Raw genomic sequence first — 15,325 nt, forward strand, 5'->3', positions numbered from 1 at the left:
AACAGCTAGAACGTAAGCGAACCGTTACGGTACAGAGGCCGGAGTCAGGCCAGCGGGACCGGCGACTCGCGCGTGTCAGGGATGTGCGAAGTACGCGACGGACTCCGCGTCCGGGTCGTCCGCGACCTCGTCGAGGCGGGCGAACCCGATACGTTCGAACTGGACGACCTCGTCGGCGTCGTAATCGAGCAGGCCGGGTTCCGCCACACCTGACACGTCGCCGTCCATTGTCCGGAGGCGGAGGCGTGGGCCGTCGGCCGGTGCCCAGTGAATCACGTCGACGCCCTCCTCGCGGACCGCGTCAATGTCGTCGCCGGTGTACTCGAAGGCGTCACGAGTGTGGCGCACGCAGCCGTATCCCTTGAGCCAGACCCGTTCGCCGTGTCCCGGCAAGTCGTCGCCTTCGACGGCAACACCACTGGTCACCGGAATCTCGCGGCGGCCACGCTCCTCGAAGTCGGGGTGGAGCGGCGGTTCACCGGCCTCGGGACCGCTGACGACCTGGCGCTCAACGAGGCCGCCGTGAGCCTCGTCGTCCCGGACGAAGAACGCCCGGTCCGAGGCGTCGTCGACAAGGTCGCGGTTGTTCGAGTAGATGGAGGACATCGCGAGGTCGACGTTCGAGGTGGACGTGCCCAGTTGAATCATCGCGTCGACGACGGCCTCGCCGCGGATGCCCCGGCGTTCGAGGCTGGCGACGGTCGGCGCGCGGGGGTCGTCCCAGCCCGCGAGGTCGCCGTCCGCGATGAGTTCAGCGATGCTCGACGTGGACAGCGGCACGTCGTAAGCATCGACCTGGACGTGGCCCCAGTGGATGACCTCGGGGTACTCCCAGCCGAAGTAGTCGTAGACGAACTGCTGGCGCTTCGCGGAGTCCTGGAGGTCGATGCCGCGGATGATGTGGGTCACGCCGAGCAGGTGGTCGTCCAGCCCGCTCTGGAAGTCCAGCATCGGCCAGCAGCGGTACTCTTCGGCCGCCTCGCGTGGATGTGGTGTGTCGATCATCCGGAAGGCCACGAAATCCCGGAGCGCCGGGTTCTTGTGGGTGATGTCGGTGCGGACCCGCAGGACCATCTCGCCGCTCTCGTACTCGCCGTCGACCATCGCCTCGAACTCCTCGCGGGTGGTCTCGGCGTCCTTCTCGCGGTGAGGACAGGCCTCGCCGCTGTTTTTCAGGTCGGAGAACTCACCCTGGGGACACGAGCAGGTGTAGGCCCCGCCCAACTCGATGAGGTCGCGAGCGTGCTCGTAGTACGTCTCGACGCGGTCGCTGGCGTTCACCACATCGTCGGGCTCGAAGCCCAGATAGTCGATTGCGTCCAGTATCGCGTCGTAGGCGTCCAGATCCGGCCGCTTGGTCTCGGGGTCGGTGTCGTCGAAGCGGCAGATGAACTCCCCGTCGTAGCGCTTCTTGTACGTCCCGACGACGGCGGCCATCCGCGCGTGGCCGATGTGCCACGGGCCGTTAGGGTTGGGCGCGACCCGCATCCGCACGGTGTCGTACTCCTCTGTGTTGGGCAGGTCCGGTAGCGGGTGGTCCTCACCCTCGTCTTCGGCTTCCAGTTCTTCGAGCTTCGCGGGGGCGAGTTCGGCCAGTCGCTCGCGGCGCTCGTCGGCGTCCATGCCGTTGACCCGCTCGACGACCGGAGCGATGACGCCCGGAATCCCGTCGCCGTACTCGCGGAACTCGGGGTTCTCGCCCATGAGCGGGCCCATTATTGCGCCGACCTGTGCCTCGCTATCGTGTTTGACCGCGTTGAGGAGGGCGTTCGTCTCCGCCGCCTCCGTGATTCGGTCTCGCAGCTCGTCGTCCATTACCGGGACCTGCGACTGGGAGGGTCAAAACGCCGTCGGACCACCTTTTTCAGCGTCGGGTTCGCGCTGACCGCGCGAACCGCTCCTCGAAAAACGTGGGCGAAAAAGCGGAGCCCCCACGCTGTTCGGGCCCGTGAACCGCCGGCTTCGCCGGCGGATGCTCGTCTCCACCCATCGTTTCTTTTACCCAGCTATATGCGCCCCTATCTTCTCCAGCGCCTCAACCCCGGTCACCTCGCCGGACTGGTCGGGAACCGTCCACAGGTCCAGGTCCGGCAGCGACGTCCGCAGTTGTTCGATGGCCTCGTCCTGTACTGCTTGCTTGCCCCGACAGCGCTCGCAGTCGCCGGCGTCCTCGATGACCTTGTTCACCACGAGCGTCGTCACCGGGACCTCGAACTCGCGGAGTCGCTCGACCAGCCGCTCGGATTCGCGGACGGCCATCGTCTCGGGGATGGTGACGACGCGGAACGCGGTCCGGTCGGGGTCCCGCAACACTGTGCCGACCCGCTCCATCCGCTCACGCATCGCCGTGAAGTCGTCCGGGCCGTCGTCGCGGCGACGCGCCATCGGGCCGAACATCATCGTCCGGGCGGTGTTGACCTTTCGACGGACCTGGTCGCGGAGGTCCATCGCCGTCGCCACGCCGCGGTCGAGCACCGACGGGAGGTCCAGCAGGCGGAGCGTGTGGCCGGTCGGCGCGGTGTCGAACACCACGCGGTCCCAGCGGTCGCTCTCGACGTACGTCGCCATGCCCTCGATGGCCGCCAGTTCGTCGCTGCCGGGCATCACGCCGGAGGTGAACAGCTCCGCGACCTCGTCCTCGTCCATCCGGATGCCGGCGTCGGAGAACTCCGCCGCCAGCGCCTCGAACAGCGAGCGGTAGCGGTCGATGCCGGTCTGTGGGTCCACCTCGACGCCCCACAGCCCCGGCCGGATTTCCGTCGGGTCGCCGCTGACCTCGGCCTCGACGGCGTCGCCAAGCGAGTGTGCGGGGTCTGTCGAAACGACGAGCGTCTCGTGGCCCGCCGCTGCCAACCGGTGGCCGGTCGCCGCCGCCACCGTCGTCTTGCCGACGCCGCCCTTGCCGCCGTAGAGGACGAATCGAGTCACGGGCGTCGCTAGGGAGCGACGCGTCTTAGTTGCTGACCAGCAGCTATCAAGGTCGGGTAGACGACCGGACCGGAGAACGGGCCAGTGAAGGCCCTCAGTAGTCGCGCTCGACGAGGTAGTTGGCGATGCCTTCGAGCAGGGAGCGGGCCTCGTTGTCCGGCAGGACTTCGAGGTTCTGCTTCCCGCTCGCGATGAGGTCCTGCCCGGTCTGGCGGGCGTACTCGATGGAGCCCACCTCCCGCAGGCGCTCGACGGCGGCGTCGATTTCGGCCTCCGAGACCGCCTCGACGGAGTCCGTGTCGATGAGTTCGCCGACGTCGACGCCCTGCTGGCGGGCGTGCAGCGTCACGAGCGTCTGCTTGTTCTCGACGAGGTCAGAGCCCCGCTGCTTGCCGAGCTTCTCCGAGGGGGTCGTCAGGTCCAGCAGGTCGTCCTGAATCTGGAACGCCCGCCCCACGTCGAGCCCGTAGTTGTACAGGGCGTCGACAGTCTCCTCGTCGGCCCCCAGCAGCGTGGCCGGAATCGAGGCGGCCGCGCCGTACAGCACGGCCGTCTTGAGTTCGACCATCTCCAGGTACTCCTCGGGCGTGACCACGTCGCGTTGCTCGAACTCGATGTCGAGCGACTGGCCCTCACAGATCCGGGTACACGTCGTCGCGAGCCGCTTGTTCGCGTCGACGGTCCGCTCGGGGGCCGCGCCCGTATCGAGCAGGAACTCGAACGCCTTCGAGTACAGCGTGTCGCCGGCGAGAATCGCCGTCGAGAGGTCGTACTCCTTGTGGACGGCGGGCACCCCGCGCCGGAGCGCGTCGTCGTCCATGATGTCGTCGTGGATGAGCGTGAACGTCTGGATGACCTCGATAGCGAGGGCGGCCGACATCACGTCGGCCCGCCCGCCTTCGAGCGTCGGGAAGTCACGGTAGGCTGCCGTCAGCGGGTCGACGTCGAGCAGCGACTCCGCGACCAGCAGCAGGACCGTCGGGCGGAGCCGTTTCCCGCCCGCGTCCAGCAGGTACCGCGACGCCTCGTAGAGGTGGTCCGGTTTCTGCACCGGGAGGTCCTCCGGGAGAGCGTCGTTGACCCGGTCTCGTCGGGCGACAATCGCGTCTTCGACCTGCTGATGGCGTTCGGACATCGATTTACTCGGTGAGCTTGATCATGTTGCCGTTGCGGGTGATGTGGAGGTCCCGTCCGGCTTTGTAGCCCATGTCTTCCGCGAGGTCGACGTACGGTGCGAACCCTTCGAGGCTCTGGTGGGCCGGGATGATGTTCTTCGGCTGGAGCGCGTCGATCATCTCGTAGTGGCCTTCCTCGCGGAGGTGGCCCGAGACGTGGATATCGTCGTATATGCGTGCGCCCTGCATGCCCAGGAGCTTCTCGGACTGGTAGCGCTGGCCCTCGTTGGTCGGCTCCGGGATGACCCGGGCCGAGAACAGGACCTTGTCGCCGTCGTCTAGCTCGTAGGGCGTCTCGCCCCGGCCCATGCGTGTGAGCATCGCGCGCGGTTCGCCCTGATGGCCGGTGACGATGGGGAGGAAGTTCTCCTTGCCCTCGTTCATGATGCGCTTGAACGTCCGGTCGACGGACTTGCGGTGGCCGTACATCCCGAGGTCCTCCGGGAAGTCGACGAAGTCCAGTCGCTCCGCTGTCCCGGAGTACTTCTCCATCGAGCGGCCCAGCAGCACCGGCTGGCGTCCGATGTCGTCGGCGAACTCGACGAGGCTCTTCACGCGGGCGATGTGCGAGGAGAACGTCGTCGCGACGATGCCGCCGTCGTAGTCGGCGACGCTGTCCATCACGTCCTTGAGGTGGCGACGCGCGACGGACTCGGAGGGCGTGCGGCCCTTTTTGCCCGCGTTCGTGCAGTCCTCGATGTAACAGAGGACGCCCTCGCCTTCGCGGCCGATCTCTCGGAACCGCTTCATGTCGATCGGGTCGCCGATGACCGGCGTGTGGTCCATCCGCTTGTCAAGTCCGTAGACGACCGCACCCTCCGGCGTGTGGAGGACTGGGTTGATGGCGTCGATGATGGAGTGAGTGACGTTGACAAACTCAAGCTCGTTGCGCTCGCCGATGGACATCGTCTCGCCGGCGTCCATCTTGACGAGGTCGTTCTGGACGCCAAACTTCTCCTCGCTCTTGATCTGCTGTTTGACGAGTTCGATAGTAAACGGCGTCGCGACGATAGGTGCGTCGTAGCGGTGGGCGAGCTTGGATATCGCGCCGATGTGGTCGAGGTGACCGTGTGTCGGCACGATAGCCTTCACGTCGCCCTCCAGGTCGGACATGACCCGGTCGTCCGGGATGGCACCCATGTCGATGAGGTCCAGCGAGTGCATCCGTTCCGTCTCGACGTTGTCGTGAATCAGTACCTTCGAGAGGTTCAGGCCCATGTCGAAGATGACGACGTCGTCCCCTGCACGGACGGCCGTCATCTGTCGGCCTACAGCCTCGTAACCGCCAATTGTCGCAATTTCGACTTCCATGGTTGTAGCTCCGAGTGGAAAGCCGGCCGCGGGCATCCGGTGGGGCACGGCAACGACGGTATCTGCAATGTAGGCGACTTCGTCCGCGTCGGCGCTCCAGGCCAGTCGGGTACGCCCGTAGCCTGTGCAACCGCAGTGGGAGGGACTTCCGTCCCGCAACTTACATCCGCCGTCTGCCGGCCGCCGAACCGCAGTCCACGGGCGGCCGTGCGCTCGGTTACGTCGGTCTACAACGGCGCTTCTTAAAACGGTGTGGGTTCGTCGCTACTCGTCGTCTAAGGGGTCCGAGAGCGGGTCGTCATCACCGGAGACATCGAAGCCAGTGACACCGTCGTCCGCGAGCGTCGAGTCATCATCAGCGGTCGTCTCTGTGTCCTGTGACTTCGACTCGCCCTGCACGCTCTCGTCAGCGTCGGTTCCAGAGTGTTCGGTATCAGCGCCACCGAACAGGTCGTCCGTCGTCCGTGGGCCACCGGACGTGTCCGTCTCACCAGCTTCATCGAGTAGTCGGGTGTCTCGAGTCACGGCGTCGTGCTGATCCGCTTCGTCAGCACCGGCTGAGTCGACGCCAGTGGGTTCGGTATCGGCTTCGGGTTCAGTTTCCCAGTCGTCGGCCGGTGCTGGCTCGTCCCCTTCCCAGTCGTCAGCCGCCGCGGGGTCCTCGCTCTGCGTGTCGAACTCCGCAGGGTCCGGCGGCGTCCATTCCTGTGGTTCCGTACTCGGCTCGGGTTCTTCGGTGGCGTCCTCAGCGAGCAAATCACGGTCCGACTGCTCGCTGGGTTCGGACTGAGGTGCGACCGGATCCGAATCGTCGGGGAACTCCGCCGGAGATGGCTCCGCAGTGGTGTCGTCCACTGTCTGAGATTCTGGTCCGGCAACGTTTTCAGCTGGCTGTGGCTCCGATATCTGGTCATCCTGCGCTGCCGGGGCTGTCTCTCCATCTGTCGCCGGGGCCATCGTCTCGTCGGCCGACGGTGGTTCCGGAGTGTCATCGGCATCACGACGGTCCGTATCTGTCGCCGGCACATCGTCTGCCACCGGCTCAGCGGCCGTCGCCGAGTCAGCATCCGCCGGCGGATTCTCGTCGGCCGCCGACACCGCAGTGTCATCAGTCCCGGTCGCCGCAGTCTCGGACGTAGCAGACGGCGCTGCTGTGTCAGACTGGTGGGAGTGGTGCTGTTCGGGCGCGTGGATTCCCGATTCACCGGCTGGGTCGGCGTTTGGCTCGGAGTCAGCGACCGGTTCCGACACTTCGGACTGGTCAGTCGCCGGCTCGACAGCCGTCGGGTCAGCAGCCGGACCGGTGCTCTGTGAAACCGCCGGATCAGACTCAGCCGGCTCCGGCGTGGGCTCGTCGGACTTCGAAGTCGATTCGGTAGCGGGCGCAGCGTTACCTTCGACAGTGCCAGTCGCTGTCTGTCCGCTCGCTGAGGAACTGGCAGCTGGCACATCGCCCGCATCACGCTGTGCTGTCTGTACCGCGAGCGTGCCCGCCATCGTCGCGTCGGCGATGAGCTTGTGGGTCAGGCCGAGCAAGCCGGAGAGCAACAGGAGCCCACCGAGCGCACCGACGACGATACCGAGTACCGCACGGTAGCCCGCGGTCCCCGAAAGTGAGCGGAGCGAGCCGTTCTGTATCAACACGTACCCTGCAGCGATGAGGCCGCCACCGACGCCGGCGACGACAAGCAATGTCCCAAGAAACCTCGTTCCGTATCGATAGACGTCGGTCAGACCTACTGCAGACATAGTCGCATAATTGCTAACAGAGGACAAATATGTTACGACAGTTGCTGAAGTGATATTTAAGCTACCAGTCTTCCGGAGTCAAGCAGTGATACCACTTCAGCAGCAAGTCTTGGGTCGACATCGACTACAGCGTGCTCTGGGACGGGGCTGTTGACCACAAGTCAGTCGGCGTCTCCACCAGCGATGGTCGTCCCCGGACTCTCGCCGGCGAGAAAGGCAGGCAACGCATCGGGACCGAACACGAGGGCAGGGGCGGAGAGCGCAAGCAGCGCATGTACTTTGCCGGCCATCCCACCCGACACGTCCGTCGCCTCGCTCTCGCCCAGTGCCGATGCGACGGCCTCGAACGTCTCGATACGGTCGATGACTGTCCCGTCGTCATCGAGAACGCCGGAAACAGTCGAGCAGACGCCGACGCGGTCGGCGTTGACGGCCGGCGCGAGTTCGACGACCAGTTCGTCGCCGCTCAGGACCGTCGCGCCCGCACCGGCGTGTGCGACGAGGTCACCGTGGAGAACCGGGACGAACCCCTCACCGAGAAGCGTCGTGACCTGTGCCGTCGGCAGGGAGAGGCCGCCGTCGGCGTCGCGTGCGGCCGCCGAGAACGGGTGGACCGGAACCGCCGGCACACCCGCGTCAGTGAGTGCTTCAACGACAGCGGCGTTGAGCCGACACATCGCCCCGTGGATAGCCCGGACACCGTCACCGTCGTGGGTCCCTTCGGTCGTGCTGACGCCGTATTCGGCGGCGTGATGGTGACCGAAGCTCCCGCCGCCGTGAACGACGACGATGTCGTCGCCGACCGCCGACTCGGCGATGGCAGACACCGCGTCCGACAGGGCGGCCCGGTCGACCGTCTCGGGCTCGTCTTTTTGTGTGATGACACTCCCCCCGAGTTTGAGGACGACCGTCATTCCTGCCGGACCCCGTCGGTGTCCAGTTCGGCCCGGAAGACATCCTCACACCCCGGCGTGTACTTCAGCGCCGTGAGTGCGTCGTCCGTCTCGTCCAGTGCGACGATACAGCCGCCGCCGCCGGCCCCGGTGAGTTTCGCGCCGTGTGCGTCAGCGTCGCGGGCCGCCCACACCATCGAGTCCAGCGACCGCGAGGAGACGCCCAGCGCCGAAAGCAAGCCGTGGTTGAAATCCATCAGCTCCCCGAGCCGTTCGTAGTCGCCCGTTCCCAGCACCGCCTCGCCCTCGCGGACGATATCGCCGATTGTCGCGACGGTGTCGGCGGCGAAGTCGTACTCCTCGCGGAGGTCTCGGACGCCGGCAACCAGCGCCCCGGTGTCGCCGGCCCCGCCGTCGTAACCGATGACGAAGGGGAGCGTGTCGATGCCGTCCAGCCGCCGGCAGTCGTCGCCCTCCACGCGGACCGCCCCGCCCATGGCTGAGCAGAACGTATCCGCCCGCGAGGCTTGCCCGTCCTGTACCTCATGTTCGACCTGGTAGGCGCGGTCGGCGATTCCGCTCGCCGGCAGTTCGACGCCGAGTTCTCTGGTTGCCGCGTCTATCGCCGCGACGACGAGCGCGGCCGACGACCCCAGCCCCGCGCCGAGCGGGATGTCGCCCTCAACAGAGATCTCGAAGCCCGCATCCGGCGCGTCGGCCGCGTCGCGGGCCTGTGCCACCGCCTCGTTGACGTATCCCATGCCAGCCTCGACAAGCGATTCAGCGACGTCCACGTCTGGATGGCTCTCTCCGTCACCGGAGTATTCGACGGTAAAACCGTCCAGTTGCAAGTCATTTGCGTGGATGCGTAACCCCTCGTCGATTTCAGTTGCCGTCACGTGCACCCGCCGCTCGATGGCGCAGGGCACCGCCGGCTCGCCGTAGACGACTGCGTGCTCCCCGAACAGATACACTTTTCCGGGAGCGCTCGACGTGACCATACCCGCCCGTGTGCACCCAGGGCGTTAGGCGTTTTCGGAGTCGATGGTCAGGACGGCTGTCGGAATACGATGCAGAAACGGTGTCGACATCGGCGAAGGCGAGGCGGATGCCGCCGCCGGACAGTTCGCCGACGGTCACGTAGAGCGCCCACTGCGGGAGGCAACAGTGACGTCGGAGTAGTCCCGTCGGAGTCCGCGCTACCGCTCCTGCACTCGCATCGACATTTCCTGCCGGGGATGGGCAGTCAGCGACGGTAGCAACTCCAGCGGCGTCTCGCCTTGGAACTCCAGTCGGTACTGACTGGCCGTCGTTGCGGTGATGAGCTGTGCTTCGAGCATTGCAAGGTGCTTCCCGATGCAGTGACGCGGGCCGCCACCGAACGGGAAGTAGGCGAACCGCGGCCGCTCGCTCGCTCGCTCGGGCTTCCAGCGCTCCGGGTCGAACGACTCGGGGTCGTCGTAGAACCGTTCGGATCGGTGGACGCCCCACTGTGGAACCATCAGCGTCGTCCCGGCCTCGACATCGTAGCCGGACAGCGTCACGTCCTCTGTCGGCTCCCGGAAAATGGTGTACACGGGCGGGTAGAGTCGCATCGCTTCCTGAATTACCCATTCGAGGTAGTCCAGTTCGCGGACGTGTTCCATCCCCGGCCGGTCGTCGCCGACAACATCGTCCAGTTCCTCGTGGACTCGCTGTTCGACTTCAGGGTGTTCCGACAGCAGGAACCAGGTGTAGGTCAGCGTCAGCGCCGTCGTGTCGTGGCCCGCAAGCAGCATTGTCATCATCTCATCACGCAGTTGCTCGGGCGACTGATTCCCCTCGTCGCGGGCACGCAGGAGTACCGACAGGAAGTCCATCGGACCGTCTTCAGCTGTCCCGACCGAGTCCTCGCGGACCTCGATGATGTCGTCCAGCACCTCGTCCAGCGTCCGCACGGCGCGGTTGAACTCGGCGTCGTCAGGCATCGGCATCCACTGTGGCATGGCGAACCGAATGGGGTCGGGCTCGAACCGCTGGCCCAGTGGCAACAGTTGTTCCTCGATTGTGCGGACTCGCTGTTCGGAGAGTTCGACGCCCATCATCAGGTCCAAGATCACGTCCAGCGTCACTCGGGTCATCGACTGCTCGGCGTCGATAACATCGCCGTGAGACCAGTCGGCGATGCGGTCCTCCGCGTGGCCGGTGATGCGGTCAGCCATCCCCGAAAGTCGAGCCATCGAGAACGCTGGATTGGCGAGCTTTCGCTGCTGCTCCCACGTTTCGCCTTCACTCAACAGCAGTCCGTCTCCCAGCAGGTCCCCGAGCGCATCTCCCTGAAAGTCGGGTTTGCGGAACCGCTCGGCCTCTGAAACCAGTACCCGCTCGATTGCCGTTGGGTCACACAGCATGACCGTATCCATCGGCCCCATGTCGAAGCGGGCAACATCACCATAGGCCCGCTCCAGCGCTGAGATGAACCGGAACGGGTCCCGAGCGTACGTGCGACTACTGCCGAACAGCGGTTCGCCCTTCGGTCCGGGCGGCGTCTTTGACATCGACTACTGTTAGTGTCGAACACGCTTGAATGGTGTGCCAAATGGCTGGAAGCGCGCGGTTCAGAGCCAGCGGTCGGCGTCTATGTCCCAGCTGGTGTGTACCGATACCCAGACGCCGCCGAGGCCACCGAGGGCGCTGAGCCCGACAGTGTACAGCAGAAAGAAGCTGAACACGAGCGCCAGAAACAGGTCGTACCCCGGTGCGCCGGGTGGAATCCCGAACCCGAGGAGGCCGGCGATGTACAGCGCCGGGAGGAAGAGCGCGAGCAAGGGAACCATCGCACAGACGCCAGCAAGCGTTCCCAGCCAGAGCCCCGTCCGGTAGCCGCCGCTGCCGTGGTTCGCCGCGGCCACTGCGCCGCCAGCCACCGACGAAAAGGGAACGAACGACAGCGCAATCGTGACGAGTGCCCCGATACCAGCGTTGGTCACCGACTCACGCATACGCGTTGCTCGTAGTGCGCTCTCGATTGATGTAGTTACCGACAGTTTCGGGCTGTCAGTCGCCGAACGTCGTGTCATACTTGACGTAGTTGCCCAGCCAGCCGCCGACCGCGCTCAATCCGAGGAAATACGCGGCCGCCGTGATCGTTCCCAGGACGAGCACGAACAAGCCCGCCGCGCCGAACACACCGAGCGCCTCGGGAACGACCGCCAGGAACGCGGCCAGGAAGACGAACACGACAACGAAGAAGACCAGCGAAATCGCCAGCCCGACGACGCCCGAGAGCAGTCCGACGCGGACTCCGTCGTCTCGCTCACCCCCTTCAAGATAGCCGGCGATGCAACCGCCGAGCAGCGGCGCGAGCGGGACGAACCCACTCAGAAGTGCGGTCGCGACGGCACCGATGACGGCGTTGACGAACGTGTCTCCCTCTCCCATTTCCCGGTGGTACTCCGGGCCCCGTGGTAGGTCTTGTGTTGGCGACACCGGCGTTGTCACTCGTGGGTCAGCGGGCCGGAAAACGAAACAGTTCAGCGACGTTAGAGGTCGGACTCGAAGTCGTCGAGTCCGTACGTCGGCTCGGCACCGCGGCGGTCGAGCGTCTCGTTGGCCAGCAGCCAGTAGACGACCGACAGCGCCTTGCGCCCCTTGTTGTTCGTCGGGACGACCAGGTCGACGTTCGACGTGGTGTTGTTGGAGTCACACATCGCGATGACCGGGATGCCGACCGTGATGGCCTCCTTGACGGCCTGGGCGTCACCGATGGGGTCAGTGACGACCACGATGTCCGGCTCGATGTAGCCGTCGTAGTCGGGGTTGGTCAGCGTGCCGGGGATGAACCGGCCGGTGCGGACGCGCGCCCCGATGGCTTCGGCGAACTTCTCGGCCGGGAACCGGCCGTACTGGCGCGACGACGCGGCCAGAATCTGCTCCGGCTCGTAGTTGGCCAGGAAGTCCGCGGCGGTGCGGATACGCTCGTCGGTCATCGAGACGTCCAGCACGTACAGCCCGTCGGTCCGGACGCGGTGGATGAACCGCTCCATGTCCTGGGTCTTCTGCTGGGTCCCGATGTGGACACCAGCGCCGAGGTAGTCCTCGACGGGGATGAGGAGGTCGGCCTCCGACTGCTCGTCGGGCATGACGTCCTCGTCCAGCTGTGGACCGGCGGCCTCGTCAGCCGCTTCGTCGGCGTCTGTGTTTTCGTCAGTTGGTTCGGCCTCTGTCGCCTCTTCGGCGTCGTCGGCGGGCTGTTCGGCTTCCGTTTCGGTCTCCGCGTCGACCGCTTCGTCGTCCTCCTCGGACGGGTCGAAGTCGGAATCGGACGCGTCGAGACCTTCTTTTTCGTTGCCGCTCATACTGCGTTGTCCTCGATACGGATTAGTTCGTTCAGCTTGGCTGTGCGCTCGCCGCCGACCGCGCCGGTCTTGATGAACGGTGCGTCAGTGGCGACAGCGAGGTGTGCAATTGTCGTGTCTTCCGTCTCACCACTGCGGTGGGAAACGACGGACTCGTAGCCGCTTGCCGTCGCCAGTTCGATGGCGTCGACGGCGTCGGTGAGCGTCCCGATCTGGTTCGGCTTGATCAGGATGGAGTTCCCGGCGTCGGCGTTGATACCGGCCTGCAGGCGCTCGACGTTCGTAACGAACAGGTCGTCGCCACAGACGAGCGTCTGGTCCCCGACCTGTGCGGTCAGGTCCGCAAAGGCCTCGTAGTCGTTCTCGTCGAGGGGGTCCTCGACGTAGACGAGGTCGTACTCCTCGACCTTCCCGGCGATGTACTCGATCTGCTCTTCGGTGGATTTGACGCCGTCGTCGTAGACGTAGCCGTCCGCCTCGTCGTCGTAGAGTTCCGCGCCGGCGACGTCAAGGCCAAAGGAGATTGCGAAGCCAAAGTCGTCGGCGACAGCTTCGACGGCCTCGTCCATGATCTCGAACGCTTCGTCGTCCGAGACGGACGGTGCCCAAGCGCCTTCGTCGCCCTTGCCCGCTGGCAGGTCGCGGTCGGCCAGAATGTCGTGGACCTCCTGGTGGACCGCAGCGTTGGCGAAGACGGCCTCCTCGACACTCGGTGCGCCGACAGGGGCCGCGAGGAACTCCTGGATGTTGGTCGCGTCCGCGGCGTGCTCGCCGCCACCGATGATGTTGCCCAGCGGCGTCGGGTACTCGTTGCCCCGGAATGTGCCGCCGAGGTGCTGGTACAGCGGCGCGCCGAGCACGTCGGCACCGGCCTTCGCGGCCGCCATGGAGATGGCGACGGCGCTGTTGGCTCCGATACCGGAGAAGTCGTCGGTACCGTCAGCGGCGTGGAGCGCCGCGTCGACGTCGCGCTGGTTCCCGGCGTGGACTTCGCCGATGAGCCGCGGGAGTGCTTCCTCGCGGGCGTTGGCGATGGCCTCGTTGGCGGGGAGTTCGATGGCCTCGTACTCGCCCGTGCTTGCGCCGCTCGGTGCCTTGCCACGACCGAAGCCCCCACTCTCGGTGAGAACGTCGGCCTCGACGGTCGCGTTCCCGCGGGAGTCGAGGACGCGGCGGAGTCGGATGTCAGTGATGAGCGTCATCGTTAGTCACTCCTGTTGACCGTAAACGGTAGGACGCCAGCGTCGTACTCCTCGGCGGCGATGAGTATCGGCTGGGTGTGTTCCGTCTCTATGAGCACGGGAGCACCGTGGGCCAACTGCAGCGCTCGTGCGCCGAGTTTGCGGGCCTTCTCGTAGCGGCTTTCCTGTGCGTTCATTGGTAGGGTGAGACGATGTCGACGAGGTCTTTGTGCGAGACGAGCATCCGGCGACAGCAGTGCCGCTCGACGCCGAGTTCGTCGAGGACCTTCTCCGGGTCCTCTGGTTCCTCGGCCTCGCGGGTGCGTGCTTTGAACTCCTCCCAGTGTTCGCCGACGACGTTACCGCACGTGAAACACCGAACCGGTACCATCATACCTGTATCACCTTAGCGGTACGATTTCTGGTAGCGGGCCCGCGCACCGGGGCCGCCCCACTTCTTGGGTTCGGACTGGCGAACGTCGTTGACCAGCAGCGAGCGGTCGAACTCCATGAACGCGTCGCGGAGTTCGGCGTCGTTGGTGTGGTCGACGAGGCCGCGAGCGATGGCGGTTCGGGCGGCGTCTGCCTGCCCCATGACGCCGCCACCTTCGACGGACACCTCGACGTCGACTTCGCCGCGGAGGTCGTCCTCGGCGATGCGGAACGGTTCCAGCATCTTGAGCTGCGCCAGCTCGGGGTCGACGAGTTCGACCGGCTGCGAGTCGATACGCACGCGGCCCTCGCCCTCGCGTACGGTCGCGCGGGCGACGGCGGTCTTCTTCTTGCCAGACGTGTTCGTTACCATGTCTTGTTCGCTCCAAGCGTTTCGCTGATTTCGCCCAGCGTGACGAACTTGATGTTCGACAGTCGGTCAAGCGACGTGCCGTCTAGAACCTCGCCGTCCTCGTCGTACGGGTTGCCGAGGTAGACACGGACGTTCTCGAACGCCTCGCGGCCACGCTGCTTCTTGTGGGGCAGCATGCCGCGGATGGTGCGCTTGAAGATGCCGTCCGGTCGCTTGGGGTAGAAGTACCCGTTGTCGTTACCGATGTCGACGCGTTTCTTGTACTTCTCCGTTATCTGCTCCTCTCGGCCGGTGATCACGGCGCGTTCAGCGTTGACGACGGCGACCGTCTCGCCGTCGAGTGCCTGTTCGGCGACCTGTGATGCGACGCGGCCCATGATACAGTCGCGGGCGTCGACGATGACATCCGCGTCGAACTCTGCGACGCTCATCGGATCACCCGGACGTGGGAGCCTTCTGGATTGTTTTCGATTGCCTGTTCGAGTGATACAGCCTCTCCAACCTGGTCGATCTTCGTCTCGGCGGTTCCGGAGAAGTCGACAGCGGCGACGGTGACGTCCTTCTGCAGGACACCGGAGCCAAGCACCTTGCCGGGCACGACCACGGTCTCGTCTTCCTGGGCGTATCGTTCGATACGGCCGAGGTTGACTTCCGCGTGTGTGCGCCGTGGCTTTTCTAAGCGCTCGGCGACGTCGCCCCAGACAGCACCGCCCGAACTGCGGGCGGCTGACTTCAGGTCGGCGATGAGACTACTGAGTCTCGGGTTCGTCTTACTCATATGATTCCTCCGTTGTGGGAAAAGTGCAGGGAGCAGGATTTGAACCTGCGGACCCCTACGGGACAGCGCCCTGAACGCTGCGCCGTTGGCCAAACTTGGCTATCCCTGCGCGCGATTGTTCGTTTTGCGTGCCCCGTAAAACCCCTTTCGGTCCTCGCGCTCGGGGAG

At 65.5% G+C, this 15,325-nt stretch carries 17 protein-coding genes and 1 tRNA gene; all 18 read right to left on the reverse strand.

Annotated features, from left to right (window positions below; all coding sequences use genetic code 11):
* Positions 1–75: 75 nt before the first annotated feature.
* On the reverse strand, positions 76–1,815 hold the full coding sequence (locus DVK00_RS09385) for a glutamate--tRNA ligase (protein ID WP_121577634.1): 1,740 nt from the start codon (positions 1,813–1,815) through the stop codon (positions 76–78).
* 183 nt (positions 1,816–1,998) lie between these two features.
* Entirely contained in the window at positions 1,999–2,928 is a 930-nt protein-coding gene (locus DVK00_RS09390; RefSeq protein ID WP_121577635.1) for an ArsA family ATPase, read from the reverse strand.
* 94 nt (positions 2,929–3,022) lie between these two features.
* A complete protein-coding gene (idsA3, locus tag DVK00_RS09395; RefSeq protein ID WP_121511041.1) occupies positions 3,023–4,063 on the reverse strand; it encodes a geranylfarnesyl diphosphate synthase in 1,041 nt (346 codons plus the stop codon).
* Between the two features lie 4 nt (positions 4,064–4,067).
* Positions 4,068–5,414: a ribonuclease J gene (locus tag DVK00_RS09400; RefSeq protein ID WP_101351407.1), complete on the reverse strand. Its 1,347-nt coding sequence runs from the start codon at positions 5,412–5,414 to the stop codon at positions 4,068–4,070.
* A gap of 264 nt (positions 5,415–5,678) precedes the next feature.
* Positions 5,679–7,163, reverse strand: coding sequence for a hypothetical protein (locus DVK00_RS09405; protein WP_121577636.1), 1,485 nt, complete (start codon positions 7,161–7,163; stop codon positions 5,679–5,681).
* A 161-nt stretch (positions 7,164–7,324) separates the two neighbouring features.
* The gene (locus tag DVK00_RS09410) at positions 7,325–8,077 is read right to left on the reverse strand and encodes an isopentenyl phosphate kinase (protein WP_121577637.1); all 753 of its coding nucleotides are present in this window, start codon (positions 8,075–8,077) and stop codon (positions 7,325–7,327) included.
* The gene (mvk, locus tag DVK00_RS09415; RefSeq protein ID WP_101349510.1) at positions 8,074–9,057 is read right to left on the reverse strand and encodes a mevalonate kinase; all 984 of its coding nucleotides are present in this window, start codon (positions 9,055–9,057) and stop codon (positions 8,074–8,076) included. Before mvk ends, DVK00_RS09410 begins: the two co-directional genes overlap by 4 nt.
* 198 nt (positions 9,058–9,255) lie before the next feature.
* The gene (locus tag DVK00_RS09420) at positions 9,256–10,593 is read right to left on the reverse strand and encodes a cytochrome P450 (protein WP_101349509.1); all 1,338 of its coding nucleotides are present in this window, start codon (positions 10,591–10,593) and stop codon (positions 9,256–9,258) included.
* Positions 10,594–10,653: 60 nt separating this feature from the next.
* Positions 10,654–11,037 carry a DUF5518 domain-containing protein gene (locus tag DVK00_RS09425; protein ID WP_101349508.1) on the reverse strand — a complete coding sequence of 128 codons (384 nt, stop codon included), beginning with the start codon at positions 11,035–11,037 and terminating at the stop codon, positions 10,654–10,656.
* Positions 11,038–11,092: 55 nt separating this feature from the next.
* Positions 11,093–11,476, reverse strand: coding sequence for a DUF5518 domain-containing protein (locus DVK00_RS09430; RefSeq protein WP_101349507.1), 384 nt, complete (start codon positions 11,474–11,476; stop codon positions 11,093–11,095).
* Positions 11,477–11,577: 101 nt separating this feature from the next.
* Positions 11,578–12,393 (reverse strand): 30S ribosomal protein S2, encoded by an 816-nt coding sequence (gene rpsB / locus DVK00_RS09435; RefSeq protein WP_101349506.1) that lies wholly within the window; start codon positions 12,391–12,393, stop codon positions 11,578–11,580.
* The gene (gene eno, locus DVK00_RS09440; RefSeq protein ID WP_101349505.1) at positions 12,390–13,595 is read right to left on the reverse strand and encodes a phosphopyruvate hydratase; all 1,206 of its coding nucleotides are present in this window, start codon (positions 13,593–13,595) and stop codon (positions 12,390–12,392) included. The genes rpsB and eno overlap by 4 nt, the downstream gene beginning before the upstream one ends.
* Before the next feature lie 2 nt (positions 13,596–13,597).
* Positions 13,598–13,771 (reverse strand): DNA-directed RNA polymerase subunit K, encoded by a 174-nt coding sequence (locus DVK00_RS09445; RefSeq protein ID WP_004516796.1) that lies wholly within the window; start codon positions 13,769–13,771, stop codon positions 13,598–13,600.
* Positions 13,768–13,968, reverse strand: a complete 201-nt coding sequence (locus DVK00_RS09450) for a DNA-directed RNA polymerase subunit N (RefSeq protein ID WP_004516797.1) — start codon at positions 13,966–13,968, stop codon at positions 13,768–13,770. Before DVK00_RS09450 ends, DVK00_RS09445 begins: the two co-directional genes overlap by 4 nt.
* A gap of 12 nt (positions 13,969–13,980) precedes the next feature.
* Entirely contained in the window at positions 13,981–14,379 is a 399-nt protein-coding gene (locus DVK00_RS09455; RefSeq protein ID WP_004516798.1) for a 30S ribosomal protein S9, read from the reverse strand.
* Positions 14,373–14,810, reverse strand: a complete 438-nt coding sequence (locus DVK00_RS09460) for a 50S ribosomal protein L13 (protein WP_008310363.1) — start codon at positions 14,808–14,810, stop codon at positions 14,373–14,375. The genes DVK00_RS09455 and DVK00_RS09460 overlap by 7 nt, the downstream gene beginning before the upstream one ends.
* Positions 14,807–15,157, reverse strand: coding sequence for a 50S ribosomal protein L18e (locus tag DVK00_RS09465; protein WP_004516800.1), 351 nt, complete (start codon positions 15,155–15,157; stop codon positions 14,807–14,809). Before DVK00_RS09465 ends, DVK00_RS09460 begins: the two co-directional genes overlap by 4 nt.
* Positions 15,158–15,181: 24 nt before the next feature.
* Positions 15,182–15,266: transfer RNA gene (locus DVK00_RS09470), tRNA-Leu, on the reverse strand.
* Between the last annotated feature and the right edge of the window lie 59 nt (positions 15,267–15,325).

It is taken from the genome of Haloarcula sp. Atlit-47R (assembly GCF_003665985.1).
Taxonomy (GTDB): Archaea; Halobacteriota; Halobacteria; order Halobacteriales; family Haloarculaceae; genus Haloarcula; species Haloarcula taiwanensis.